This window comes from Streptomyces sp. NBC_00249 (assembly GCF_026342355.1).
Taxonomy (GTDB): Bacteria; Actinomycetota; Actinomycetes; order Streptomycetales; family Streptomycetaceae; genus Streptomyces.
Genome location: NZ_JAPEMV010000001.1, coordinates 685,680 through 711,700, shown reverse-complemented (window position 1 = coordinate 711,700; position 26,021 = coordinate 685,680). Strand labels below are relative to the sequence as shown.

Here is a 26,021-nt window from a genome sequence, read left to right as displayed (position 1 = left end):
GTGTGGGCGTTCCTTCAGTCGGTGTGGCGCACGAGCGGCCAGTCGATGTCGACACGGGCGGCCGTGGCGAGGTAGTTGGTGAACACGTTGAGGGCGACATGGGCGATGACCTCGACGATCTGCCCGTCGGACAGGCCGGCGCGCCGGGCCGCGGCCAGCTGCTCGTCGGTAACGGCTCCGCGGTCACGGACCGTCGCGGCGGCCAGGTCCAGGACAGCGGCGGCCCAGGGGTCGTCGGCCTCGCCCCGGCGTGCGCGGGCGGCCCCGGCCGCAGTCAGCCCGGCCGTCCTGGTCCCGCGGAACGCGTGCACGGACAGGCAGTAGTCGGACCCGTTCTCCTGCGCCACCAGCAACGCGATGCTCTCGCGCACGTCCGCCGACAGGGTTCCCTCCGAGCTCAGGGCGGTGACGACGCCCAAGTACCCCTTCAGTGCGGCCGGGCTGTTGGCCATGACCCTGGCCAGGTTGGGGACGACTCCCAGGGTCCGGTGCGTGGCGGTGAACAGAGCTGCGGTTTCACCGGTCGCGATCTCCGGTTCGACGGTGTGGAGTGACATGCCGGTAACCATGCAGGTCGATCTTGATACATTCGCGATGCTTCTTCGATGCACGCACTGGTGACCCCTGGAGTGACGGCATGCGGTTCACGATCCTAGGCCCGGTGGAGGCCGTGGCTCCCGGTTCGGATGCGCCCGGCCTGGCGCCCCGTCATCGCGCGGTGCTCGCCTACCTGCTGCTGAACGCCGGGGTCGCGATCAGTACGGACCGCCTGATCGACGCGATGTGGGGGCCGCTGCCGCCGGATTCCGCCCGCGCGCAGATCCAGACCACGATCGCCGCGATCCGACGGATGCTGCGCGCTTCGGAAGCCGACGGGATGCTGGCCACGCGGCCGGCCGGGTACGTCATCACCCCCGAGCCGGGACAACTCGATCTGGACGAGTTCACCAGCCTGATCGCCAAGGCGACGGCCGTCTCCGACGACCCGGGGGACACCGCGGACCAGATACGTGCCGCGCTGGCGCTGTGGCGGGGAGAGCCGCTGGCCGGCATCACCGCCCCTTACGTCCAGAGCGCCAGAGCACGGCTGAACGGGCAGCTGCTGACCGCCGTCGAGCGCCTGGCCGAGCTGGAACTTGCCCGGGGGCGGCACGAGGACCTCATCGACGAACTCTCCGTCCACGCGGCCGCCAACCCCTTGCGGGAACGGCTCTGCTGCCAGCTGATGCTCGCCCTGCACCGCGCCGGACGCCAGACCGACGCGCTGGACGTGGCAAGAACCTTCCGGGCGACCCTGGCCGAACAGCAGGGGCTGGACCCCGGCCACGCGTTCGGCAAGCTCGAGCAGGACATCCTGCGGGACGCCCCCGACCTGCGGCCGCCGGTCACCGCGCCGGAGCCGCCGGTCACCGCGCCGGCGAAGCCGCAGGGGATCAACTTCCTGCCCTACGACGTCCCGGACTTCACCGGACGCGAAGACGAGCTCGACGGCCTGATCCGCCTGTGGTCGGGCAGCAACGGCGGCGTCGTGACGATCTCGGCGATCGACGGGATGGCCGGCGTCGGCAAGACGACCCTCGCGGTCCACGCGGGACACCGCCTCGCGGACCACTTCCCGGACGGACAGCTGTTCATCGACCTGCAGGCGCACACCGCCGGCCAGGCGCCGCTCGACGCCGGTGCCGCGCTCGAAGTCCTTCTGGGTCAACTAGGCGTTCCCGCCCAGCAGATACCCGCGTCGCTCGCCGAGCGCGCCGCGCTGTGGCGGTCCGAACTCTCCGGCCGGCGCGTGCTGGCCGTACTGGACAACGCCCTCGGCGCCGACCAGGTACGCCAGTTGCTGCCCGGAACCTCCCGCGCCCTCGTCCTGATCACCAGCCGCCGACGGCTGACCGACCTGGACGGGGCACAGGCCCTGTCCTTGGACGTACTGCCCGCCGCGGACGCCGTGGAGCTGTTCACGGCGATCGTCGGCGAACGGGCGGCCGCCGAACCCCTGGCCGTCCTCGATGTCCTGCAGTTGTGCGGGTTCCTGCCCCTGGCCGTCCGCATCGCCGCCGCCCGCCTGCACCATCGCCCCCGCTGGACCGTCGCCTACCTGGCCGACCGGCTCCGCGACCAGCGCCGCAGACTCTCCGAGCTGGCCACCTCGGAGCGTGGAGTGGCAGCGGCGTTCACCCTGTCCTACGAGCAGCTGACTCCGGATCAGCAACGCATGTTCCGGCTCCTGGGGCTCCAGCCGGGCCGTGACATCAGCCCCGAGGCGGCATCCGCGCTGACCGGCCTCCCGCTCGAGGAGGCCGAGATGCTCCTGGAAGACCTCCTGGACGCCCATGTCCTGACCCAGCGCCGGCTCGGCCGCTACACCTTCCACGACCTGCTGCGCGAACACGCCCTCGCCACCGCGGCCGCGGAGGAGCCCCCCAGCGCCCAGCGCGAGGCCCTCGACCGACTGTTCCACCACTATCTCCACACGGCGTGCGCGGCCATCGACCACCTCTACCCCGAGGGCAAGAACCGCAGGCCGCGCATCCCCGCGCCGGACACCCCGGCCTCGCCCCCGCGGGACGAGGCCGAGGCGATCGCCTGGCTGGACGGCGAACGCGCGAACCTCATGGCGTCCGCCCAGTACGCGGCCGAGCACGACTGGCTCCCGCACGCCGGCCAACTGGCGGCCACCTTGCACCGCTACCTGCTGGGCCACGCCCACCAGGCCGACGCGCTGGTTCTCTGCGGCCTGGCACTACGAGCCGCCCGCCGGAGCGGCGACACGGCCGCCGAAGCCCGCACGCTCATCGATCTCGGCCAGGTGCACTTCTGGTGGCACGGCGCCTACGAGCAAGCGGCCGAGCACTACCGGCACGCCCTGGACCTCGCGCGCGGGACCGGCGACCAGGGGGTCGCGGCCGGCGCACTGCAGGCCCTCAGCTCCGTCTTCAGGCGGCGGCGGGAGTACGACCAGGCCCACGACCACTGCGCGCAGTCGCTCGCGCTCTTCCGGGAGCTCGGCGACCGCGGTGGCGAAGCCAGATGCCTGACCGACCTCGGCATCATCCACGGGGGCCGAGGACGGTACGAGGAGGCCCACGAGCACCACCGCCAATCGCTGCTCGCGTACCGGGAGACGGGGTCGCGCATCGGCGAGACCGTCGTGCTGAACAACATCGGGCTGCTGTACCAACGACAAGGCCGCCACGACGAGGCCCGGCGCCATCACCACCAGGCCCTGGAGCTGAGCCGCAGGTTCGACTTCCCCGGAGACGAGGCCGAGTCGCTCAACGCCCTCGCGGAAGCCGCCCGGTCCATGGGCGACCTCGCCCGGGCCGCGGCCGAACACGACAGCGCGCTGACCCTCGCCCGCGAGTTCAGCTACCGCCCCGAGCAGGCCCGTGCCCATGACGGCCTGGCGCACGTCCACCGCGACCTCGGCCGCATCGACCTCGCCCACGACCACGCCCGACAGGCCCTTGACCTCTACACCGCCCTCGCCGTCCCCGAGGCCGACGAGATCCGCGCCTTCCTCACCGGGCTGGGGCGGGTTGGTACACGATGAGTTGTTGGCCCGGGGCGGCGCGGACGTCGAAGGACTGGTAGGTCACGGTCAGGGGGCCGGCCGACGGGTGGTGCAGGTGCTTGGTGTCCTGGGTCTTGCCCAGGACGTCGTGGGTGGCCCACAGGCGGGCGAAGCCCGGGCTGTGTGCGGTCAGGGTGCGGACGAGGGACCGCAGGCGAGGGTCGTCCGGCGTGATGCCGGAGGTCTGCCGCAGGTGGGCCGCGGTGGCCCGGGCCGTGGACGTCCAGTCGGTGTAGAAGTGCCGGCCCGCCGGGTCGAGGAAGACCATCCGCGCCAGGTTGTCGGCCGGTGCGAAGGGTGAATGCAGAGCCTCGGCGCGGGGGTTGGCCGCCAGGACGTCCAGGGTGGCGTTGATGACGAACGCCGGGGCGTCCGAGAAGCCGTCCAGGAGCCGGCGGAGGTCCGGGCTGATCCGGGCGGTGGCCGGCCGGTCGGCCGGGGGTGTGCCGGCCAGGCGGTGCAGGTGGGCGTGGGTGTCGGGAGCCAGCCGCAGGGCCCGGCCGAGGGCGTCGAGGACGTGGGGCGAGGGATGGCGTTCGCGGCCCTGCTCCAGCCGGGCGTAGTAGTCGGCGTTCACTCCGGCCAGGTCGGCGACCTCTTCGCGGCGCAGGCCGGCGACCCTGCGTACGCCGTGGCTCACCATGCCGACGTCCTGCGGCCCCAGGGCCGCCCTGCGCGCGCGGAGGAACTCTCCGAGGAGATTGCCGGTCATGGTCATGGCCACAGGCTAGGGGGTGGGGAGGAGCGCTGCCTGGGTGTGGTGCGTCCTGGTTGGCCGGCTGCCGCTTGCACAGACTCGGTCGGGCGGAGTCGTCCGTCTCGAACGAGGAGTGGGGCAGGTATGAGGAACGAAGCCAAGGTCGTGGCCGTCACCGGAGCCAGCAGCGGGATCGGGGAGGCGACCGCACGGCGGCTCGCAGCCGATGGCCACCGGTTGTTCCTGGGCGCGCGGCGCACCGGTCGGCTCGATGCGCTGAGCCGGGAGATCGGCGGGGCAGGTGGCACCGCGGCCTTCCAACGGCTCGACGTCACGGACGCCGCCGATGTACGGGCCTTCGTCGCCGCCGCCCGGGAGCACTACGGCCGCATGGACGTGATGGTCAACAACGCCGGGGTGATGCCGCTCTCGCCGCTGGACGCGCTGAAGGTCGACGAGTGGGACCGGATGATCGACGTGAACGTGCGGGGCGTACTGCACGGGATCGCCGCCGCCCTGCCCGTGATGCGTGCCCAGGGCGGCGGGCACTTCGTGAACGTCGCCTCCGTGGGTGCGTACGAGGTGTCGCCCACCGCGGCCGTCTACTGCGCCACCAAGTTCGCCGTCCGCGCCCTGTCCGAAGGGCTGCGCCAGGAGTCGGACGGCTCCGTCCGGGTCACTCTGGTTTCTCCGGGCGTGACCGAGTCCGAGCTCGCCGAGGGGATCTCCGATCCCGCCGCGAGGGAGGCCATGAAGGCCTACCGCGCCGTGGCGCTGCCGGCGTCCGCCGTCGCCGAGGCCATCGCGTATGCCGTCGCCCAGCCGGCCGGGGTCGACGTCAACGAGATCGTCGTCCGTCCTGCCGCGAGTGCGCAGTGACCCACCGGGACGTACGAGCCGACCGCCGTCAGGTGCCCGGCTCGGAAAATGAGTGGAGCCGCGCTCCCGTGTGCCGTTAACGTGCTCCCGCCCGCAGTCGCCCCGGCAAGGACGTGCCGTTGTACACCAAGTGAGACCCCCCGAGCGCTGAACCGTCGCGCGTCGCACCTGTGCGCCGTGCTCCTTTTCGCTGCGGTCTTCTCACTGGGACCGGTGTATTTCTGTGTCCAAAACCTGGGTGGTCGTGCCCACCTGCCTGCCTGTCGTTCTCCGCCGTTGCCACAGGTGTCCCTCCGGGCGCTTCCGGGCGCACGGCAAATTCCGCGTCAACGCCAACCACAAGCTCCTCGACGCCTGGCTCCTCGCCCTGTGTGCCGTGTGCGGGGACACCACCAAGATCACGGTCCTGGAGCGGGTGAACGTGCGTTCCGTACGGCCCGAGTTCCTGAACCGGCTGCACGACAACGACCCCGGCCTGGCGGCCGAGCTGCTCCAGGACCCGGTCGTACGGCGCCGCAACCGCATCGCCCTCGACTGGGACGACGCCTGGACTCTCGAGACTGACGGGTCGGACCGGCCCGATCAGTCCGAGGGTGAGGCGATCGAGGTCTCGGTGCGTTTCCCGGTGCGGATCCCGGTGCGACGGTTGCGGATCGTCGCCGAGGGTCTCGGCCTTTCGCGAGCGGAGTCGGAGCGGCTGCTCGCCGACGGGAACCTCGTGTCGGCGGTCCGTCTGAGCGGCAAGCTCCGGGGTGACTTCACCTTCACGCTCAAGCGCTGAGTCACGGGGAAGCGGCGGCCGTCACCGATGCGGGATGTCGATGCCGGCCGCGCGCAGCTTCGCTTCGACCAGTGTGTTCAGCCGGGCGATGGACGGCTCCTGGTCTTCGCGGTGGTGGTTGACCAGGCCGTACCGGGCGGCGGCGTCGGACCGGCTCCGAGAGCCGGTCGGCGCCGCCGGCAGCGTGCCGTCGGCCAGCAGTCGGCCGGCGAGCGCGGCGGCCAGCTCCTCGATCCGCGGATCGTCGGGATGCCAGGCCGCCGCCTCGAGGCCGCGCTTGGTCAGTTCGACGAACTCGGGGTCGTCCAGCCCGTGTTCGAGCCGGGTCAGGAAGGCGTCGAAGACCTCCGGGACCAGGGCACGGGCCAGCACCAGGGCCTCCCGTTGCGTGGCCACGTAGTCGGGGCCGAAACCGAGACCGGTGAGCCGGTCCAGGACCGCGCAGGCCCGGTCGGGCAGCAGGGCCCGGTCGCCCTGGGCGAGCCGGTGCAGCGTGTCGCGGCGCGCGATCAGGTCCTCGATCTGGCCGGTGAGCCGACGGTGGACGTCGTCCAGGGCGGCGGCGAACCGCTCGGGTCCGGCGTCGAGCAGCTCGCCGATCTCGGCCAACGGCACCCCGGCGCCGGCCAGGGTCCGGACCTGGACCAGCCGGAGGAGGTCGGCCGACCCGTAACGCCGGTAGCCGGAACCGTCCCGTTGCGGCTCGGCGGTCAGGCCGAGTCGGTGATAGTGCCGCACGGTCTTGACCGTGACGCCGACGAACGCCGCCGCCTGACTGATCGTCAGCCCACCCGTCATCGGCTCAACGCACCTTGAGGGCACGGGCGTAGGGGGCTGCGGCTGCGAGGTACGGACTGCGTGCGATCACAGGGCGAGACTAGCGCGCGTCCGTTCGCGCCGATCACCCCGGGACGGCCGAGGCAGTTGACCTTGACCTTGGGTCAGGGTGCACGCTCATCTCACCGGCCCTGGTTCGACGGATCCCAGCCGGAACTGACGCTGTGAACAAGGAGATTCATGATGGGCACGAACGACAACGGCTTCTCCGAAGCCGGACTGCGCAGGCTGCGCGAAGTGCTGGCAGGGCATGTCGAGTCCAAGAAGATCCCCGGCCTGGTTGCCCTGGTCAGCCGCGGCGGGCAGACGCACGTCGAGGAAATCGGGACGATGCGTCATGACGGCGGCGCGCCGATGCGCCGGGACACGATCTTCCGGATGGCTTCCACGTCCAAACCGGTCACGACGGCGGCGGCGATGATCCTGCTCGACGAGTGCAGGCTTCGCCTCGACGAGCCGGTGGACCCGTGGCTGCCCGAACTCGCCGACCGCCGGGTACTGAAGCGGCCCGACGGCCCGCTGGAGGACACGGTGCCCGCACAACGGCCGATCACCGTACGGGACCTGCTCACCTCCACGTTCGGGCTCGGCATGGACTTCACGCTGATGGCCTCCCCGATCAGGGCGGCGACCTTCGAGCGCCTCGACTACAGCGTGGCCTCCGGGCCCGCGCCCGACCCGGACGAGTGGATGCGCCGCCTCGGCGAGCTGCCGCTGTCGTACCAGCCCGGAGAACGGTGGCAGTACGACCTCAGCAGCGAAGTGCTCGGCGTGCTCGTCGCCAGGGTCGCGGGCCGGCCGCTGGAGACGTTCCTGCGCGAACGGATCCTCGACCCGCTGGGGATGAAGGACACCGGATTCCACGTACCCGCCGCGAAGATCGACCGGCTGCCGCCCCTCTACGGGCCCGACCCGCAGACCGGGGAGTTCCTCGTGTGGGACGAGGCGGAAGGCGGACGGAGCAGCAGGCCTCCGGCGTTCCAGGGAGCCGGCGGCGGACTGGTCTCCACCGCCGACGACTACCACGCCTACTTCCGGATGCTGCTCAACCACGGCACGCACGACGGCGAACGCATCCTGTCCAGGACCGCCGTCGAACTGATGACCACCAACCGCCTCACGCCCGGGCAACAGGCCGCCCGGGACACCATGTACCGGAACATCGCCCACCTCACGGTCGGCCAGGGACAGCAGGGCGGCTGGGGCTTCGGGATGGCGGTGCGCACCCACCGCGGCGACTACGCGCCCGTCGGCCAGTTCGGCTGGGACGGCGGCACCGGCACCACGGCCTACGCCGACCCGGACCACCAGCTCACCGGAATCCTCCTCACCCAGGTCGGCATGTCCACCCCGGACTCGGCGCGCCTCATCCACGACTTCTGGACCACGCTCTACCAGGCCGTCGACGCCTGACGACGGTCCCGGCCCCGGAACTCCCCGGGCACGTCCGTCACATCGCCGGACGGGACAGCAGCGCCGGGAAGGCGGGCAGGGGTTCCGGCTGCCACAGGGCCGAGCGGTCCGCCAGCAAGGCCCGGAGCAGCTCCGCGAACGCCGGCAGGTCACCGGACGGTTCGAGGTCGCGCAGCAGGCTCTGCCAGCGGTAGGTGAGCAGCTGCCGCGACATCGGGGCCGGCCGGCGGGTGCTGTGCAGCGGATAGTCCTCTTCCGTCGCGTACCGCACCGCACCGAGGGTCATCACGGACCAGGCGGCGACCGCCCTGCGCATGCCGTGCTCCCAGACCGTGTCGTCGGCGAGCTGCGGATACACGGGCAGCAGCCGGCGCCGGAACGCGGCCTCCGCCCGGCGGCCTATGTTCCCCGGGAGCCGGAAGGCGCACCAGCAGGTGGCGAAGGGCATCCGGCAGTACGCGGCGGTCAGGAAGACCGGCTGGTACCCGGCCCCCTCGAAGTCGAGGAGCTGCATGCCGTCCCCGGTGAGCATGCTGTTGTCGGGGCAGGTGTCGCCGGGCGTCAGCCCCTTGTACGGGCTGTCGGCGAGCGCCCGGATCTCGGCGATGTCCGCGTCGAGGCCGGGCGGCGCCACGACCTCGACCCGGTCCAGCAGCTCCGGCAGCCTGCCCACCGTGCCGAGCTGCGACATCCCCTCCATCCAGGTGGGATGCCCGCGCCGGTACCGCTCCACCCCGGCGTCGAACTCGGCTTCGTACGCCACCGAGCGGGCGGCGAGGTCGCCCAGGGCCCGGCTCCAGCCGAGCAGTGCCTCCTGCGCGGTCGCGGAGTCCGCCCCGAGCAGGAGGTCCGCCAGCGTCGGCCCGCTGCCCAGGTCCCGCATCACGATCAGCGGATGCCCCGGGTCGGCGGCCAGCAGGGCCGGCCCGGCCAGCCCCAGGGACAGCCCGGCGGCCTCCGCGGGGAACGCCCCGAGGGCTGCCGGATCGTCCGCGTACGCCTTGACCACCACGCTGCCGTGGAGCTCCGACCGGCACCGCAGGACGGTGCTGCGGGCACTCCCGCCGAGGTCGGTCGCGTCGTACAGGTGTGAGCCGAGGGCCGCCTCGGCGGCGCCGAGCACCGCACGCACCCCGGCCTGATCCTGCGTGGGCCCGTTCACCCGCATCACACCAGGGGGGAGTCGAAGAACGTCTGACGGCCGGCGATCAGCCCGTTGTCGGTCAGGGTGAAGAAGTCGGCGAAACGCAGCGACGCGTCGTGCCCGTTCTTCAGCCTGCCCCGGAACTCACCGCGCACGGCGACGTTGCGGCCGCTGGCGATCAGCTGGTCCAGGCTGTGCAGCCCGGATTCGATGACGCGTTCCGCCGTGTAGAAGTGCTCCAGGCCGTCGTGCCCGACGATCGGCTCGTAGCCGGGGCGCAGGTACTGGGCGTCCGGGGCGAACAGGTCGACGAGCCCGCGGATGTTGCCGGCGTCCACCTTCAGGTAGTAGTCGCGTACGGTCCGCTCCGGGTCCGTCGCCGTCATGGTGTCAGCGTGCTGCGAGGGCATGGGTGTTCCTTTCGTCTTCGCGGGAGGAGCCGGCGGCCGTGGTCTCGGTGCGCGTTCCCGCGGGCCAGGTGCCGGCGCGCGCCCATCGGCGCAGTTCGGGCTTGTCGGTCTTCCCGCTGCCGTTGCGGGGCAGGGCCGGGACGGTGACCAGGACGCGGGGGAGCTTGTAGCGGGCGAGCCGGGCCGCGAGCGCGTCGCGCACCGCGTCGAGCGCGGGCCCGCCGTCCTCGGGCACGACCACCGCGGCCACGGTCTCCCCCCAGGTGGGGTCGGGTACGCCGATCACCGCGGCGTCCCGGATCCCGGGGAGTTCGGTCAGGTGCCGTTCGACTTCGGCGGGGTAGATGTTCTCCCCGCCGCTGATGATCATTTCCTTGAGCCGGTCGACGACCCACAGGTAGCCGTCCTCGTCGAGGTGGCCGATGTCGCCCGTGCGGAACCAGCCGTCCTCGGTGAACGACAGGGCGGTGGCCTCCGCGTTGTTCCAGTACCCCGGGGTGACGTTCGGCCCGCGGACCAGGATCTCCCCGGGCACCCGGGGTGCCGCCGACGCCGCCGGGTCGGCCGGGTCGGCCACCCGAACCTGCGTGTAGGGCATGGCGACACCCGCCGAACCGGTCCGCGCGCCCGTCTCCTCGGGCGGCAGGTAGGTGGCGAACGGAGCCGTCTCCGTCAGCCCCCAAGCCTGCTGGAGCAACACCCCGTGCCCGGCGTAGCGGCGGATCAGCCGCGGCGGGACCGGAGCTCCCGCGACCACCGCGCAGCGCAGCCGCGACAGGTCGGCCGCGGGGAACTCCGGCAGGTCCGCCAGCGCCGCGAACATGGCCGGCACCCCGAAGAACCCCGTCACCCCGTGGGTCACGAGCGCGTCCAGGCAGGCGCGGGGGTCGAAGGCCCGGTGCACGACCACGGTCCCGCCGCGCAGCAGCGTCGGCAGGGTGAGTGCGTTCAGGCCGCCGATGTGGAACATGGGCGCCGCGACCAGCACCACGTCGTCCGGCCGCGTGTCCAGCGACGACCACACGTTGACGCAGTTCCACCACAGGTTGCCGTGCGTGAGCACGACCCCCTTGGGCCGGCCGGTGCTGCCGGAGGTGTAGAGGAGCGCCGCGAGCGTGTCCTCGCCCACCGGTACGGGCTCCGCGCCGAGCGGCGGCCGCGCCCCGGGCGCCCGCCCGTCCTCACCGACGCCCAGTACCGCCTTCACCGCGAGACCGGGCACGACGGCGTCGGCCAGCACCTCCTGCCCCGCCTCGGCCACCACGACCCGCGGATCGCAGTCGGCCAGGACGTCCGCCACCTCGTCGGCGGACAGCCGGTGGTTCACCGGGACGAACACCGCCCCCACCGCCGAACAGGCCAGCAGCGTCGAGATCAGCGCCGGACTGTTGAGGCCCAGGTACGCGACCCGGTCACCGGCCTCGACACCCGTGTCCACCAGGGCACGGGCCAGCCTCCCGGAGCGGTCGTCCAGCTCGCGGTACGACACCTCCGTGACGGTGCTCCCCGCCGCGCCGCCGACGGCGGGCGACCGGTAGACGAGCGCGACGGCCTCCCCCCGGCGCACGGCATGGCGGCGGACGGCGGCGGCGGGACTGAGCTCGGCTCTGGTGCCGGCTCCGGACATGACGGTGTGCACGGATGCTCCAACGGTGACAGAGGGCGGCCCAGTGGGTTGGCCCGGCGGGGGTTACGGAAGGCGGGTGACGGCGGCCTGCAGGCGGCCGGACCCGATCAGCTCGGCCACCCGCTCGATGTCCCCGGCCAGCGGACGGTCCGCGTCGAGGAACGGGGACACCGCGCGGACCGCTTCGTGGGCGGCCCGGGTCGCCGGGCTGAGCTGCTGCGCGCCGCGCAGGTCTGCTGCCTGGCACAGGGCCAGCAGGTGGATCGCGGCCACCTGCTCGACCAGGCCGGCGACCGTGTAGGCGTCCCGGGCGGCGATCGTGCCCATGCTGACCTTGTCCTGGTTGTGGGCCTCGGTGGAACGCGAGAACGAAGTCGCCGGCATGGTGTTCTTCAGGGCCTCGGCGACCAGGGAGGACGCCGTGATCTGCATGCCCTTGAACCCGTGGAACAGCCCGGCCTGACCGTCTCCCGGCTCGATCCACGGGATGAGGTTCGGCGTGAGCCCGTTGTTGAACTTCTCGTCCACGACGAGTTCCAGCTGGCGGTCCAGCAGATCGCCCACACTGGCGAGCGCCGTCTTCAGGGAGTCCATCGCGAGGCCGACGTGGCCACCGTAGAAGTTGCCCCCGTTGCGGGCCACTCCGGCCGCCACGTCGAAGAGCGGGTTGTCGTTCGAGGAGTTGATCTCCGTCGTCATCCAGTCACCCGCCCACACCAGCGCGTCGGCCAGCACACCGGTCACGTGCGGCGCGCAGCGGATCGAATACCGGTCCTGGATCGGCTTGTCCAGCTCCCGGAAGTCGACGTCGCCCGGGATGACCGCCTCCCGCTCGGTCTGCTGGTCGAAGGACTGCGAGCCCTTCAGCAGCTGCCGGACCCGCGCCGCACTCCCGCGGGTCCCCGCGTGCGGCTTCTGCTCGAACAGGAAGTCCGCGAAGTGCGCCGGGTTGCCGCGCAGCACCTGACTGGTCAGCGCCGTGCACAGGTCGGCGGCGAAGGCGAGCTGCGCCGCACGGTCCATCGCCATGGTCGCGAAACCGGACATGAAGGAGGTGCCGTTCACCACGGCCAGCCCCTCCTTGGCCTCCAGCACGACCGGCCGCAGCCCGGCGGCCGCCAGGGCGGCAGCCGCGTCCGTCCGCTCGCCGCGGTGCAGTACCTCGCCCTCTCCGGTGAGCATCCGGCCGATGTAGCTGAGCGGTACCAGGTCACCGCTGGCACCCACCGAACCCCGCTCCGGGATCAGCGGCAGGATGTCCTCGGCAAGACAGTCCAGCAGCAGCCGCACCAGCTGCGGCCGCACCCCCGAGTGGCCCCGTGCCAGGCAGTTGGCACGGATCAGCAGCGTGGCCCGCACCACGTCCGGCCGGGCGACCGGGCCGAGGCCGCTGCCCAGGAAGCGCAGCAGGTTGCGCTGCAGCTCCTCGGTCTTGACCTCCGATATCTGACGGGTGTTGCTGTCGCCGAAGCCCGAGGTCACCCCGTAGATGGGGATGCCGGTGGCGATGAGCTTCCGCTTCAGCTCCCGCGAGGCGGCCATGCGCCGGTCCGCGTCCCCGGGCACGGTGACCCGCAGACCGGGCACGCCCCGGCCCACCGCGGCCACGGTGTCCAGGGACAAGGTGTGCCCGTCGACCAGGATGTCCGTCACCGGGAGCGTCGCCAGGGCGGTGGAGTCGTCCACGTTGTGTGTCCAATCGTGCAAGCGGGTGGGCGTACGGAAGGGCCGGTCACGAGAAGTGCTTGAGGAGGGAGGCGTTCACCGCCGACGGGTTCTCCAGATAGCCGAAGTGGCCACAGCCCGCCACCTCCTCGAAGGTGCAGCCGGGGATCGCCTGCGCCACCTCCCGGCCCAGGTGCGGCGGGGCGATGACGTCGTCCGAGAACGCGATGACGTGGCAGGGCGTGGTGATCGCGGCGCACCGTGCGAGGTGCTCCGCGTCCAGTTCCAGATCCAGCTGGGCGCGGCCGCCCGGCCCGGTGGGCTGCGCGTACTCGAAGATGTCCAGCCAGTCGCGTACCGCCGACTCGTCGGCGAGGGTGGCACGGGACAGGTTCTCCAGCGCCGTGGAAACGGCTCGCTGACGGGGCGGCAGATCCACCTGCCGGTCGTACACGAGGCGTTCCGCCTCGCGCATCGCCCGCCGCATGGTGTCGGTACGGCCCGTCGTGCCGATGAGCACGGCCCGCGACACCAGCTCCGGGCGGTCCATCAGGAGCTGCTGCACCACGTGCGCCCCCATCGAGAAACCGACCACCAGGCAGGGCCCGGAGGCGAGTTGCTCCAGCAGGCCCGCCACGTCCCCGGCGAGGTCGCGCAGGGTGTAGGGCTCCGCGCCGCCGGTGCTCGGCGCGATGCCACGGTTGTTGAACGTGATCGCCCGGTATCCGGCCTCGACGAGCGCGGGCACCTGGTGCAAGTGCCACGGCCGCCGGTCCGCGCCGGTCCCCATGACCAGCAGGACCGGCTCGCCGGAGCCGTTCACCTCGTACTCCAGGACGACCCCGTTGCTCTGCAGCAGCGGCATGTCAGCCCCGCATCGCTTCCACGAGGCTCTTCGGCCGCATGTCGGTCCAGTTCTCGTTCACGTAGTCCAGGCAGTCCTTGCGGTTGTCGGCGCTGAACACCACCGTCCAGCCGGCCGGCACCTCACGGAAGGCGGGCCAGAGCGAGTGCTGGTTCTCGTGGTTGACCAGGACGCAGAAGGCGGCGCTGTCGTCCTCGAACGGGTTCGTCATGGTGTGCTCCGTCGATCGGAATCGGAAGAAGGGGAGAGGAGGGGGAGAGGCCGCGTGCCCTCCCCCTCCAAGGATTCTGCGAGGCCGCCACCGGGCGGCCAAGGGATCTCGCTGGCAGGGGGTGGCGCCGACAGCAAACTGCCAGCCGGGACGCCACCGACTCGCCTTGCGCGGCGTGCGGTTCAGCTCAGGACGTTGCCGTCGCCCGCCCGGTGCGCCCGGCACCGGCGTACGTCGGCGGCGACGAAGGTCCGCTGCAGCCAGCGGTCCGAACCGTCGTACCGCGGCGTGAACCGCGAACGCCCGTGCACCGCGATCCGGTTGTCCACGATGACCAGATCCCCGGTGGTCAGCACCTGGGTCTGCCCGACCGTCTCGAAGACGTCGGCGAGCTCGGCGAGCGCCCGCTCCGCCCGCCCGGTCAGCGGCCGGGTCGCCGCCAGGTCCACCCGGAGATCAGGATCCTCCGCAGGACCCGTCAGCACGGCATGCGCCCGCGCCCCCTCGCCGCCGGCCCCGCCGCCGAACGACGGCGGGGCCGCCGTCGTGAACTCCGCCGCGTGCAGGGCCTCCCGGCCCTCCGCGGAGAGCAGCGGCAGCACCTCGCGCACGGACGCCGTACTGGTCCCCGCGACCCGGTCGTGATCCGGCCGCAGGCAGATCAGCAGCACATAGTCCGGCCGGTGCGGATGGAAAGCGTTCTCGTTGTGGAACGACAGCCGCACCGAGCCCGCGTTGCCCTGGAACTCCTCCCGGCCGGGCACCGGGACCACGTCCTGCACCATCGCACCGGACTTCTCCGCCGCGAACGCGATCGGATCCCCCAGCCCCGACGCCACGGCCATGATCAGCGCGGCGGGCACCGTCGCTTCCCGCTGCACCGACGACGCGTGGCCCGGCGTCGCCGGAAGTTCCTCCACCGCCACCGGCAGACCGCGCAGCAGCAGCGTGCCACGGCTTCCCGAATGCCGGCGGAAGGAGCGCACCGCGTGCCGCAGCGACAGCGGCAGCTCCTCCCAGGCCGCCCGCGCCGCCGAGATCCACTTGTCGTCGTCCACCGCCCCGTCGGCCGTGGCGACGAGCCGCCGCGCCACGTCACGGGCCGCCACGGCCTCCGCGGGATCCAGCTCGTGGACACCGGTACGGGCAGGGACAGGTATCGAACTCGTCATGTGATGTCGTTCCTCAATTCGAAGGGGTGGGCCTGCGGCGAGCCGTGAGAGCGGGCCGCCTCGGCGCCGCGGTGGCCGCGGCGGGCGCCGTGTGCGGCGCGATGCCGGCGACGGTCGGCGCGTCGAACAGCGCCCGGATGGAAAGCTCCACACCGAGCCGGCTACGGACCCGGCTGACCAGCCGCGTCGCCAGCAGCGAATGCCCGCCCAGCCGGAAGAAGTCGTCGTCGATGCCGACCTTCTCCAGCCCCAGCACCTCCGCGAACAGGGCGCAGAGCACCTCCTCGTGCTCGGTGCGCGGCCCGCGCCCGCCACCGGCGGCGGGCGCGTGGTCCGGCACCGGGAGCGCCTTGCGGTCGAGCTTCCCGTTCGTCGTCAGCGGCAGCCGCTCCATGACCACGAACGCCGAAGGCAGCATGTAGTCGGGCAGGGTCTCCCGCAGCAGGCTCCGCAGGTCCTCCGGGTGGGGGAGCGCGGGCTCGTCCGCCGGTACGACGTACGCGGCCAGCCGCTGGTCCCCGGGACGGTCCTCCCGCACGATCACCGAGCACTGCGCGACCGCGGGGTGCGCGCCCAGCGCGGCCTCGATCTCACCGAGCTCGATGCGGAACCCGCGCACCTTGACCTGGTCGTCGACGCGGCCCAGGAACTCCAGCATCCCGTCCGCGTTCCGGCGCACCAGGTCACCGGTGCGGTACATACGGGCTCCGGGCGCACCGAACGGATCGGCCGTGAACCGCTCCGCCGTCCTGCCGGGCTGGTTCACGTACCCACGGGCCAGACCCTCACCCGCCACGTACAGCTCACCGGCCACGCCCGACGGCACCGGGCACAGCAGGTCGTCGAGCACGTACACGCGGGTGTTGCGCAGCGGCGATCCGAGCATCGGACGGACACCGTCGGAGGTGTGGTGCCCCAGGGAGTCGACCGTGCACTCGCTCGGCGCGTAGTAGTTGCAGCCGCACAGCCTCGGATTGTCCCGGAGCTCCTGCCACAGTCCGTCACCGATCGCCTCGCCGCCGACCATCACCATCGACAGCTCGGTGCGCCCCTCCTCCAGGAGCCCGTACTCCACCAGCTCGGCGAAGTACGACGGGGTCACGTCGATGAAGTGCACCGACTCCTCGGCGATGTAGTCGACCAGCTTCTTCGCGTTCCGTGCGACGTCGGTGCTCAGCACGTGCAGCCGGTGGCCGCTGAACAGCCACATCAGCGGGTCCCACGACGCGTCGAAGGAGATCGAGGCGATCAGCGCGGAGTTCACCTGACCCGGCTGCCGGTGGTGTTCCTCGGTGTGCAGGTAGTCCTGGTGGCTGTGGAACACGTTCGCCAGGGAGCCGTGCGTCACGACGACACCCTTCGGCCGGCCGGTCGAACCCGACGTGTAGATGGTGTACACGGCGTGGTCGGGGCGGACCGGGACCTCCGGGTTGCCGGAGGGCAGGCCGTCGGTGTCGGGCAGCGCCGTCAGCGTCAGCAGCGGCTCCGTGTTGGCGAGCATGTACGCGATGCGGTCGGCCGGGTAGTCCGGGTCGATGGGCAGGTAGGCCGCACCGGACTTCAGCGTGCCGAGGAGACCGACCACCATGTCCACCGAGCGCGGGACGTTCAGAGCCACCGTCCGTTCGGGCCCGGCACCCCGGCCGATCAGGTAGTGGGCCAGCCGGTTGGCACGCTCGTTCAGCTCCTCGAAGGACAGCGTGAGGTCCTCGAAGGTCACGGCCGGTGCCTGCGGCGTCCGCCGGACCTGCTCCTCGAAGACCTGCGTCAGCAGCGGTACCGGCGTGCCGGACGGTGTGCTGGTGCCCGTACCCAGACCGGTCAGCTGGAGCAACTCGGTGTCCGGCACCATCTCCAGGGTGTGCAGGGGTGCGTCGGGGTGGCCGGCCGCGGCGGTGAGGAGGCGGGTGAGGTAGGCGGCGATCCGCTCGGCCGTGGTGCGGTCGAACAGGTCCGTCGCGTACTGGAGGCCGCCGCTGATGCCTGCGGGGGTGGTGGAGTCGTCGTGGCTCTCGGCGATGTTGAAGGCCAGGTCGAAGAGGGCGGGAGCCTCGGCACCCGGTTCGGCCTCGAGGTGGAGGCCCGGCAGTTCCAGGGTGGCGCGCGAGGTGTTGTGGTACGCGAGCATGATCTGGAAGAGGGGGTGACGGGCCAGGGTCCGCTGCGGGTTGACGGCTTCGACGAGGGACTCGAACGGCAGGTCCTGATGCGCATACGCGGCGAGGTCGGTGTCCCGGACGCGGTTGAGGAGGTCGCGGAACGTCGGATCGCCGGTGGTGTCGGTGCGCAGGACGAGGGTGTTGACGAAGAATCCGACGAGGTCGTCGAGGGCGTCGTCGGTGCGTCCCGCGATGGGGATGCCGATGGGAATGTCGGTGCCCGCGCCAAGGCGGGTCAGCGTGGCAGCGATGGCGGCCTGGAAGACCATGAACATGCTGGTGTTCGTCGACCGTGCCAGCGCTGCGAGCTGGTGGTGGGTGTCCGCGTCGATGTCGAACAGGGCCATGGCGCCCTCGTGCGAGGGCTCCGCCGGACGCGGCCGGTCCAGGGGGAGGGCCAACTCCTCCGGTGCACCGGTCAGGTTCTGCATCCAGTAGCCCAGCTGCCGCGCGAACAGCGATCCGGGGTCGGCGGGGTCGCCGAGCAGGTCCTGCTGCCAGAGCGTGTAGTCGGCGTACTGGACGGGGAGTTCCTCCCACACCGGCGCCGCACCCGCCTCCAGGCGTGCGGTGTAGGCCTGCCCGAGGTCGTTCAGGAAGGGGGTGGTGGACCAGCCGTCGGAGGCGATGTGGTGCATCAGCACCAGCAGCACCCACTCACCCGCCCCGACCTGGAACACCGTCACCCGCAGCGGGATCTCGCTCTGGAGGTCGAACACATGGCGGGACGCCTCGCTGAGCCGGCCCGCGAGCTCGCCCTCCGCGCAGGCGACCACCTCGAACGGGACGGGCGTGTCCGCAGACCGGATCTCCTGGAACGGCTCGCCCTCGCTCTCGGCGATCACGGTCCGCAGCACCTCGTGCCGGCCGACCACATCGGCCACCGAAGCCCTCAGGGCCGTCTCGTCGAGCACACCCTTCAGCCGGACCACCACCGGCATGTTGTACGCCGAACCGGCGTCGCCGTACCGGCCCAGGAACCACAGCCTGCGCTGCGCGAACGACAGCGCCAGACGCTGCGGACGCGCCCTCGTCACGAGCGGGATCCGCACCTCCGAGGAACCGTCCAGCCGGGCCGCCAGCTCCGTGACCGTGGGCGCCTCGAACAGCATCCGCAGGTCGAGCTCACGGCCGAGCACCGTACGGACGCGGCTGGCCAGCCGCGTCGCGAGCAGGGAGTGCCCGCCGAGGGCGAAGAAGTCGTCGTCGACCCCGACACCCTCCACCCCGAGGACGTCCGCGAACAGCCCGCACAGGATCTCCTGCAGCGGCCCGGCCGGCCTCTGGCCCGAACCGGTCGCCACCTCGGGCTTCGGCAGGGCCTTGCGGTCGAGCTTGCCGTTCGGGGTGAGCGGCAGCCGGTCCAGGGTGACGAACGCCGACGGGACCATGTACTCGGGCAGCACCCGCTGCACATGGGCACGCAGGCCCTCGACCAGCGATGCCGTGTCCACCGCATGGTGCGGCGCGTTCGTCCACAGACCCGGCGTGTACGGACCGGTCCCCGTCGCCGCGGTCGGCCCGTACACACCGGACCACACCCGGTCCCCGGACGCGCCGTCGGAGGTGTCCTCGGGTACGAAGACGGCGTCCAGCCGGCCGGGACCGCCCGTCGCGGACCACGTGACCGCCACCCGGTAGCCGTGGGCCGCCGCGACGGCCTCCAGCTCCGCGTGCGTCGGCACGCCCCGACGCTCTCCCGCGGCCTCGGCGGTGATGTCCCGCGGCGCGGTGCCCGCCTCCAGGGCGCGCAGCGCGGCGAGGTGCCCGACGAGCCGGGCGTTGGGTACGTCGACGACCCGGAGGGCCTCCTGCCGCCGGTCGGCCAGCACGGCCGCCAGCCCGTCGACGCCGCTCAGGTCCCGGCCCCACAGCAGCTGCGGAGCCGCGTCCACCGTCGGCGCGCCGACCGTCCGCGGACGGAGCACGATGTCGTACCGGTAGCGGGTGAGCTCGTTGTCGTACCCGCCGTCCTTGGTCCGTACGTCGACCACGGCCCCCGGTCCCGCGAAGCCGGTGAAGAACTCGGGGTCGACCAGCAGCTCCTGCTCCCGCGCCATGTTCTGCTCGACGGTCCGCAGCAGCGCCGCCGCGTCCGCCCCCGGCTCCGCCTGGTGCAGGGCCACGGATGCGGCGAAGCTGCGGTGCAGCCGCCGGTGGCGGACGTCACCGACGAACACCGAACCGCCCGGCGCGAGCAGGCGCGAGACGCTCTCCAGCACCTCGGCCAGGTAGTTCCCGCTCGGGAAGTACTGGACCACCGAGTTCAGCACGATCGTGTCGAAGAACCCCTCCGCCAGTCCGGTCACATCGTGGGCGGGCTGCGTGCGCAGTTCCACCCGCTCGGACAGCGAGGCCTCCCGCGCCACCTGCTCGCGCAGGGTGCCGATGACCACGGGCGAGATGTCCGTACCCCAGTACGTCTCGCAGTGCGGGGCCACATGGGCCAGGATCAGGCCCGTGCCGACGCCGATCTCCAGCACGCGGCGCGGCCGCAGCGCGCGGATGCGGTCCACCGCCGCCGACCGCCAGTGCCGCATCTCGGCGCCGGGGATCGGCTCGCCGCCGTAACTGTCGTTCCAGATCCCGAAGTCCTCGCCCAGCACGGCCGAGGCGGGGTTCTCGTAGTAGGCGTCGTACGCGGCCGACCAGTTCTCGACCTGCTGCCGCTCCTGCGCGGTGTCGCGCTCACGCCGACGCGGTACCACGTAGGCGGTGATGCGCCTGTCCCCGTCGTGGTCCTCACGGACCACCACGGCGCTCTGCTCGACCAGCCCGGAGCCGGACAGGACGGACTCGATCTCGCCCAGCTCGATGCGGTGACCCCGCACCTTGACCTGGTGGTCGGTGCGTCCGAGGTACTCCAGCCGGCCGTCGGCGCGCCACCGCACGAGGTCGCCCGCGCGGTACATGCGAGAGCCGAGGGGGCCGAACGGATCGGCCACGAACCGCTCCGAGGTCAGGTCCGGGCGCTGGTGGTAGCCGCGCACGACACCCGCGCCCGCGATGTAGAGCTCACCGGCGACCCCTACCGGAACCGGCTGGAGTGACCGGTCGAGGACGTAGACACGGGTGTTGGCCAGCGGCGTGCCGATGGGTACCGCGGCCGCCCCGGCACTCTCGTCGGCCAGGCGGTCCGCCGTCGACCAGATGGTGGTCTCGGTCGGGCCGTACACGTTGTGCACGTCGCCTTCGCCCGCCGTGCGCAGTTGGTCGGCGAGGGCGGGGGGCAGGGCTTCGCCGCCGGTGAGTTTGCGCAGGCCGTGGAGTACGTGGGGGGCTTCGGCGGCGAGCATCTGCCAGGTGGTGGGGGTGGCCTGCATGACGGTGACCTGGTGGGAGGTGATCAGGCGTGCCAGCGCGGCGGGGTCCTTGGCCTCCTCGGAGGCGGCGATGACCACCCGGGCGCCCCGAGTGAGCGGCCCGAACAGCTCCAGGTGCGCGATGTCGAAGGCGACCGTGGTGACCGCCAGCCAGTTGTCGGTGGGGGTGAGGGGGATGCGTTGCTGGATGGCGGTCAGGAGGTTGGCGAGGTTGCCGTGGGTGACGGTGACGCCCTTGGGGCGGCCGGTGGAGCCCGAGGTGTAGATGACGTAGGCGGGGTTGTCCGCGAGGGGGGCCGTGCCCGTCACCGGAGCCGCGTCAGGGGTTTCGAGGGCTTCGAGGTCCTCGAGGAGCAGGTGGGCCGGTGCGAAGGGGCCGGTGTGGGGGAGGATGCCGGTGTCCAGGACTTCGCGGCTGGTCAGTACGGCCTGCGGGGTGGCGTCGGTGAGGACGGCCGCGATGCGTTCGGCCGGGTAGCCGGGGTCCACCGGCACGTACCCGGCGCCGGACTTGAGGACCGCGAGCAGGGCGATCAGGAGTTCCGGTGAGCGCGGCAGCGCCACCGCCACGAGGCGCTCGGGGCGCGCGCCGAGCGCGGACAGCTGTGCGGCGAGGCGTCCGGCGCGTGCGTCGAGCTGGCCGTAGGTCAGTTCACGGCCGGCGCAGGACACCGCGACCGCGTCGGGATCCGCTGCCGCCCGTGCCTCGAACCGCTCGACCACCGACCCGGCGGCGTCCGCCAGAGCCGTGTCGTTCCACCCCTCCAGCACCGCCGCACGCTCCACCGGAGCCAGCACGTCAAGGCCGTCCAGACGGGTCCTGGGAGCCTCGGCCACCGTGTTCAGGACGTGTACGAGGCGCTCGGCCATGGCCTCGACCGTCGCGGCGTCGAACAGGTCGGAGCGGTAGTCCAGGCTGCCTTCCATGCCCTCGTGGTCGCCGGCCTGCCCACGGCGCTCGCTGATCGCCAGCGACAGGTCGAACTTCGACACCGTGAAGTCCAGCGGCTCCTGGCTCACCCGCAGTCCGGGGAGCGCGAGGGAGGCGCGGGCGTTGTTCTGGAACATGATCATGACCTGGAACAGCGGGTGCCGGTCGAGGGACCGCTCCGGGTTCAGCACCTCCACCAGGTGCTCGAACGGCAGGTCCTGGTGCGCGTAGGCGGCGAGGTCGGACGTGCGGACCCGGCCCAGCAGTTCGGCGAAGGTCGGGTTCCCGGAGAGGTCCGTGCGGAGCACCAGCGTGTTGACGAAGAAGCCGACCAGGTCGTTCAGCGCTTCGTCGCTCCGGCCGGCCACCGGGGTGCCGACGGGGATGTCCGTGCCCGCACCGAGCTTGGACAGCAGCACCGCGAAGGCGGCCTGCACCACCATGAACATGCTGGTGCCGTGCTGGCGTGCCAGGGCGTCCAGCCGTGCGTGCAGCTGGGCCGGAACGTGCAGCGGAACGGAGCCGGCCCGGTCGTACGAAACGCTCTCGCCCTTCCTGTCCACGGGCAGGTCGATCCCCGCGGGAATCCCTTCGAGCTCCCGCTTCCAGAAGTCCAGCTGCGTGGACGTCAGGCTGCCGGGGTCGTTCTCGTCGCCCAGCAGGGTGCGCTGCCACAGCGCGTAGTCGACGTACTGCGCGGGCAGCGGCTCCCAGCCCGGGGCGCGGCCGTCGGCGCGGGCGGCGTAGGCCGTGGACAGGTCGCGGGCGAGCGGTGCCATGGACCAGCCGTCGGCGGCGATGTGGTGCACGACCAGCAGGAGGACGGCCTCCGAGGCGGCGGTGGTGAACAGCCGGGCACGGACCGGCATGTCGACGCCCAGGTCGAATCCGCCCCGGGCCTCCGCCGCGAGCGCCGCGGGGAGCTCTTCCTCCGACACCGGCGTCACGGGGAGGACGGCGCGGACGTCGGGAAGGACCTGCTGCCGGGGATGTCCGTCGGTCTGCGGGAACAGCGTGCGCAGGCTTTCGTGCCGCATGAGTACGTCACCCACGGCGGCCCTCAGCGCCTCGACGTCCAGGTCACCGCTCAGCCGCAGCGCCAGCGGAACGTTGTACGTGGCGCTGCTGCGGTCCAGCTGGTTGAGGAACCAGAGCCGCTGCTGGGCGAAGGAGAGCGGCGGCGCGGCCGGGCGGTCGGCGACGACGACCGCGGGGCGGGCCGCGCCGGAGTCCGACGCGGACTCCGCGATCAGGCGCGCCAGCGCGGCGACGGTCGGACGCTCGAACACCGCCCGGATGGACAGGTCCGTGCGCAGCACGGCGCGGATGCGGCTGGTGAGCCGGGTGGCGAGGAGGGAGTGCCCGCCCAGGGTGAAGAAGTCGTCGTCGATGCCGACGGCGGGCAGGCCGAGGACATCGGCGAACAGGCCGCAGAGGATCTCCTCCTGCGGGGTGCGGGGAACCCCGCCCTGACCGCCGGCCTGCTCGGGCGCCGGCAGGGCCTTCACGTCCAGCTTGCCGTTCGACGTGAGGGGCAGCGCGTCCAGGGCGACGAACGCGGACGGAACCATGTACTCGGGCAGGAAGTCCTGGGCGTGCTCCCGCAGTCGTGCCAGGTCCACGGCCCGCTCCGGGTCGGCCGCCACCACGTAGGCCGTCAGCCGCTTGTCACCCGGCTGGTCCTCCCGGACGATCACGGCGGCCTGCTCGACGCCCTCGTGCGACATCAGGGCGGCGCTCACCTCCCCGAGCTCGATCCGGAAACCACGGACCTTCACCTGGTCGTCGACGCGCGAGACGAACTCCAGGACACCTTCGTCGTTCCAGCGCATCAGGTCACCCGTGCGGTACATGCGCGTGCCGGGCTCGCCGAAGGGGTCCGCGACGAAGCGCTCCGAGGTGAGGTCCGCCCGGCCGGTGTACCCGCGTGCCAGCAGCTCGCCGGCGATGTAGACCTCGCCCGCGATGCCGATGGGGGAGGGCCGCAGGTGCTTGTCGAGGACGTACATGCGGACGCCGTCCATCGGGCGGCCGATCACCACGACACCGTCGTGGATGGGGTCGTCGGGGTTGATTTGGTGGGTGGTGCAGCCGACGGTGGTTTCGGTGGGTCCGTATTCGTTGAGGATGGTGACGTTGGGGTGGGTTTGGCGCCAGTTGCGGAGGTTGGTGCCGTGGAGGGCTTCGCCGCCGAGGACGATGTGGTGGGTGGGGGAGTGGGTGGGGGGGAGTGTGGTGAGGAGGTCGAGGTGGCTGGGGGTGGCTTTGAGGAAGGTGGTGGGGGTGGTGGGGGTGGTTTCGAGGTTGGTGATGTGGAGGTGTCCTCCGGTGGTGAGGGTGCCGTGGAGGACGGTGACGGTGAGGTCGAAGGTGAGGGGGGAGTGGAGGGTGGTGGTGTGGTTGAGGGTGGGGTAGAGGGTGCGGCAGTTGTGGAGGTAGTGGGTGAGGTTGTGGTGGGTGATGGTGACGCCCTTGGGGCGGCCGGTGGAGCCTGACGTGTAGATCGTGTAGGCGGAGTTGTGGGGGTGGACGGGGACGCCCGGGTTGTGGGTGGGCCGGCCCGAGGTGTCGGGGAGGGCGGTGAGGGTGAGCAGGGGGGCGGTGTTGCCGACCATGTAGGCGATGCGGTCGGCGGGGTGCTCGGGGTCGAGGGGGAGGTAGGCGGCGCCGGCCTTGAGGGTGGCGAGGGTGGCGGTGACGAGGTCGATGGAGCGCGGCAGGTTGAGTGCGATGTGGTGTTCGGGGCGGGCGCCGTGCTCGATGAGGTGGTGGGCCAGCTGGTTGGCGCGGGCGTTGAGCTCGGCGTAGGTGAGGGTGACGCCGTCCTGGGTGAGCGCGGGTGCGTCGGGGGTCCGGCCGACCTGCGCCTCGAACAACGCCGTGAGCGTCAACTCGCCTTCGTCCAGGCGGATCTCACCCGTGACGTCCGGATCCGTCGAGCTGCCGGCAACCCAGTCGCGCGTCAGCTTCAGGTGTTCTTGGGGGGTGAGGGGGGTGGTGTGGGTGAGGGGTTGTTCGGGGTGGGTGGCGATGGTGGTGAGGAGGTGGGTGAGGTGGTCGGTGATGCGGTGTGCGGTGGCTTCGTCGTAGGCGTGGGGGTTGTAGATGAGGCGGAGGTGGAGGGTGTCGTCGGTGGGGTTGTGCGCGGCGACGAGGTTCAACGGGTAGTGCACACCGTCATGTGCCTTGGTGCTGGTGACCTTCAGACCCGGTGCGGGGGACGCCAGTTCCTCGCGCTGGATGGGGAAATTCTCGAAGACGAGGGTGGTGTCGAAGAGTTGGGGGTGGGGGGTGAGGTTGTGGATGGTGGTGAGGCTGGTGTGGTGGTGGTCGAGGAGGGTGGCTTGTTGGTGTTGGAGGCGGTGCATGAGGGTGAGGAGGGTGTCGGTTGGGTGTGTGGTGGCGCGGGTGGGGATGGTGTTGATGAAGAGGCCGATCATGTCTTCGATGCCGGGGATTTCGGGGGGTCGGCCGGAGACGGTGGTGCCGAAGACGATGTCGTGGTTGCCGGTGTAGTGGGTGAGGAGGAGGGTCCAGGCGGTTTGTAGTGCGGTGTTGAGGGTGAGTCCGTGGGTGCGGAGTTGGGTGCGGAGGGTGTGGGTGGTGGTGGTGGGGAGGGTGGTGTGGTGGGAGTGGGGTGGGGTGGGGGTGTGGTGGGTGGTGTGGGGGGTGAGGAGGGTGGGTTGGGTGAGGTTGTGGAGGTGGTTTTTCCAGGTGGTGGTGGCGGTGTGGGGGTTTTGGTTGTTGAGCCAGGTGAGGTAGGTGCGGTAGGGGGTGGGGGTGGGGAGGTGGGTGTCGTTTCCGTTTGTTTGGTAGAGGGTGAAGAGTTCGCGGATGGCGAGGGGCATGGACCATCCGTCGAGGAGGATGTGGTGGTTTGAGATGAGGAGGTGGTGGGTGGTGGGGGTGAGGTGGGTGAGGGTGATGCGGATGAGGGGGGGTGTGGTGGGGTCGAAGCGGGTGGTGCGGTCGGTGTTGATGATGTGGGTGAGTTGGGTGTGGGCTTGGGTGGGGGTGAGGTGGGTGAGGTTGTGTTCGGTGAAGGGGATGGTGGTGTGGCGGGGGATGATTTGGATGGGGTTGTCGGTGCCGCGGGTGCGGAAGGCGGCGCGGAGGTTGGGGTGGCGGTTGATGAGGGTTTGGGCGGCGTTGTGTAGTGCGGTGGTGTCGAGTTCGCCTTCGAGGGTGAGTTCGAGCTGGACGGCGTAGACGTCGGGGGTGTCGTTGTCGGTGTCGTAGAGGGCGTGGAACAGCAGCCCCTCCTGCAACGGCGACAGCGGCAGGATGTCCTCGATCTGGGACTGCGGCGTGGACGGGGACTTGGACTGCATGA

At 71.6% G+C, this 26,021-nt stretch carries 15 protein-coding genes; 4 read left to right on the top strand and 11 right to left on the bottom strand.

The annotated features are described in order from the left end of the window. Positions 1-14 precede the first annotated feature (14 nt). Positions 15-557 carry a carboxymuconolactone decarboxylase family protein gene (locus tag OOK31_RS03165; RefSeq protein WP_267010775.1) on the bottom strand — a complete coding sequence of 181 codons (543 nt, stop codon included), beginning with the start codon at positions 555-557 and terminating at the stop codon, positions 15-17. 80 nt (positions 558-637) lie between these two features. Here OOK31_RS03165 and OOK31_RS03160 point away from each other — a divergent pair, with 80 nt between their 5' ends. Then, entirely contained in the window at positions 638-3,553 is a 2,916-nt protein-coding gene (locus OOK31_RS03160) for a BTAD domain-containing putative transcriptional regulator (RefSeq protein WP_267010774.1), read from the top strand. Here the strand turns inward: OOK31_RS03160 and OOK31_RS03155 are convergent. Then, entirely contained in the window at positions 3,522-4,286 is a 765-nt protein-coding gene (locus OOK31_RS03155) for a helix-turn-helix transcriptional regulator (protein ID WP_267011812.1), read from the bottom strand. The genes OOK31_RS03160 and OOK31_RS03155 overlap by 32 nt on opposite strands. Before the next feature lie 129 nt (positions 4,287-4,415). Between OOK31_RS03155 and OOK31_RS03150 the strand changes: the two genes are divergently transcribed. Both OOK31_RS03150 and OOK31_RS03145 read left to right on the top strand, forming a co-directional pair. Next, complete coding sequence (locus OOK31_RS03150) at positions 4,416-5,150, top strand: SDR family oxidoreductase (RefSeq protein WP_267010773.1); 735 nt, start codon at positions 4,416-4,418, stop codon at positions 5,148-5,150. Positions 5,151-5,373: 223 nt separating this feature from the next. After that, on the top strand, positions 5,374-5,931 hold the full coding sequence (locus OOK31_RS03145) for a DUF1062 domain-containing protein (protein WP_267010772.1): 558 nt from the start codon (positions 5,374-5,376) through the stop codon (positions 5,929-5,931). A gap of 21 nt (positions 5,932-5,952) precedes the next feature. On the opposite strand, the gene OOK31_RS03140 is transcribed toward OOK31_RS03145, so the two are convergent. After that, positions 5,953-6,729, bottom strand: a complete 777-nt coding sequence (locus OOK31_RS03140; RefSeq protein ID WP_267010771.1) for a MerR family transcriptional regulator — start codon at positions 6,727-6,729, stop codon at positions 5,953-5,955. Positions 6,730-6,951: 222 nt separating this feature from the next. On the opposite strand from OOK31_RS03140, the gene OOK31_RS03135 reads away from it, so the two are divergent. After that, positions 6,952-8,181 (top strand): serine hydrolase, encoded by a 1,230-nt coding sequence (locus OOK31_RS03135; protein ID WP_267010770.1) that lies wholly within the window; start codon positions 6,952-6,954, stop codon positions 8,179-8,181. Between the two features lie 37 nt (positions 8,182-8,218). On the opposite strand, the gene OOK31_RS03130 is transcribed toward OOK31_RS03135, so the two are convergent. From OOK31_RS03130 to OOK31_RS03095, 8 genes are all read right to left on the bottom strand, one after another. Beyond that, positions 8,219-9,343, bottom strand: a complete 1,125-nt coding sequence (locus tag OOK31_RS03130; protein ID WP_267010769.1) for a hypothetical protein — start codon at positions 9,341-9,343, stop codon at positions 8,219-8,221. 5 nt (positions 9,344-9,348) lie between these two features. Continuing rightward, positions 9,349-9,735, bottom strand: a complete 387-nt coding sequence (locus tag OOK31_RS03125; RefSeq protein ID WP_267010768.1) for a nuclear transport factor 2 family protein — start codon at positions 9,733-9,735, stop codon at positions 9,349-9,351. Then, positions 9,716-11,374, bottom strand: coding sequence for a long-chain fatty acid--CoA ligase (locus tag OOK31_RS03120; protein ID WP_267010767.1), 1,659 nt, complete (start codon positions 11,372-11,374; stop codon positions 9,716-9,718). The genes OOK31_RS03125 and OOK31_RS03120 overlap by 20 nt, the downstream gene beginning before the upstream one ends. A 51-nt stretch (positions 11,375-11,425) precedes the next feature. Next, the gene (gene hutH / locus OOK31_RS03115) at positions 11,426-13,069 is read right to left on the bottom strand and encodes a histidine ammonia-lyase (protein ID WP_267010766.1); all 1,644 of its coding nucleotides are present in this window, start codon (positions 13,067-13,069) and stop codon (positions 11,426-11,428) included. A 25-nt stretch (positions 13,070-13,094) separates the two neighbouring features. Beyond that, entirely contained in the window at positions 13,095-13,892 is a 798-nt protein-coding gene (locus OOK31_RS03110; protein ID WP_267010765.1) for an alpha/beta fold hydrolase, read from the bottom strand. A 1-nt stretch (position 13,893) separates the two neighbouring features. Continuing rightward, positions 13,894-14,103: an MbtH family protein gene (locus tag OOK31_RS03105; protein WP_267010764.1), complete on the bottom strand. Its 210-nt coding sequence runs from the start codon at positions 14,101-14,103 to the stop codon at positions 13,894-13,896. A 182-nt stretch (positions 14,104-14,285) separates the two neighbouring features. Beyond that, on the bottom strand, positions 14,286-15,275 hold the full coding sequence (locus tag OOK31_RS03100) for a TauD/TfdA family dioxygenase (RefSeq protein ID WP_267010763.1): 990 nt from the start codon (positions 15,273-15,275) through the stop codon (positions 14,286-14,288). Between the two features lie 13 nt (positions 15,276-15,288). Then, on the bottom strand, positions 15,289-26,019 hold the full coding sequence (locus OOK31_RS03095; RefSeq protein WP_267010762.1) for a non-ribosomal peptide synthetase: 10,731 nt from the start codon (positions 26,017-26,019) through the stop codon (positions 15,289-15,291). Positions 26,020-26,021 lie beyond the last annotated feature (2 nt).

Excerpts from the sequence above, each read along its gene's own strand:
- OOK31_RS03165 (WP_267010775.1), bottom strand. The coding sequence starts at position 557 with ATGTCACTCCACACCGTCGAACCGGAGATCGCGACCGGTGAAACCGCA.
- OOK31_RS03160 (WP_267010774.1), top strand. The coding sequence starts at position 638 with ATGCGGTTCACGATCCTAGGCCCGGTGGAGGCCGTGGCTCCCGGTTCG.
- OOK31_RS03155 (WP_267011812.1), bottom strand. The coding sequence starts at position 4,286 with ATGACCGGCAATCTCCTCGGAGAGTTCCTCCGCGCGCGCAGGGCGGCC.
- OOK31_RS03150 (WP_267010773.1), top strand. The coding sequence starts at position 4,416 with ATGAGGAACGAAGCCAAGGTCGTGGCCGTCACCGGAGCCAGCAGCGGG.
- OOK31_RS03140 (WP_267010771.1), bottom strand. The coding sequence starts at position 6,729 with ATGACGGGTGGGCTGACGATCAGTCAGGCGGCGGCGTTCGTCGGCGTC.
- OOK31_RS03135 (WP_267010770.1), top strand. The coding sequence starts at position 6,952 with ATGGGCACGAACGACAACGGCTTCTCCGAAGCCGGACTGCGCAGGCTG.
- OOK31_RS03125 (WP_267010768.1), bottom strand. The coding sequence starts at position 9,735 with ATGCCCTCGCAGCACGCTGACACCATGACGGCGACGGACCCGGAGCGG.
- OOK31_RS03110 (WP_267010765.1), bottom strand. The coding sequence starts at position 13,892 with ATGCCGCTGCTGCAGAGCAACGGGGTCGTCCTGGAGTACGAGGTGAAC.
- OOK31_RS03105 (WP_267010764.1), bottom strand. The coding sequence starts at position 14,103 with ATGACGAACCCGTTCGAGGACGACAGCGCCGCCTTCTGCGTCCTGGTC.
- OOK31_RS03100 (WP_267010763.1), bottom strand. The coding sequence starts at position 15,275 with ATGACGAGTTCGATACCTGTCCCTGCCCGTACCGGTGTCCACGAGCTG.
- OOK31_RS03095 (WP_267010762.1), bottom strand. The coding sequence starts at position 26,019 with ATGCAGTCCAAGTCCCCGTCCACGCCGCAGTCCCAGATCGAGGACATC.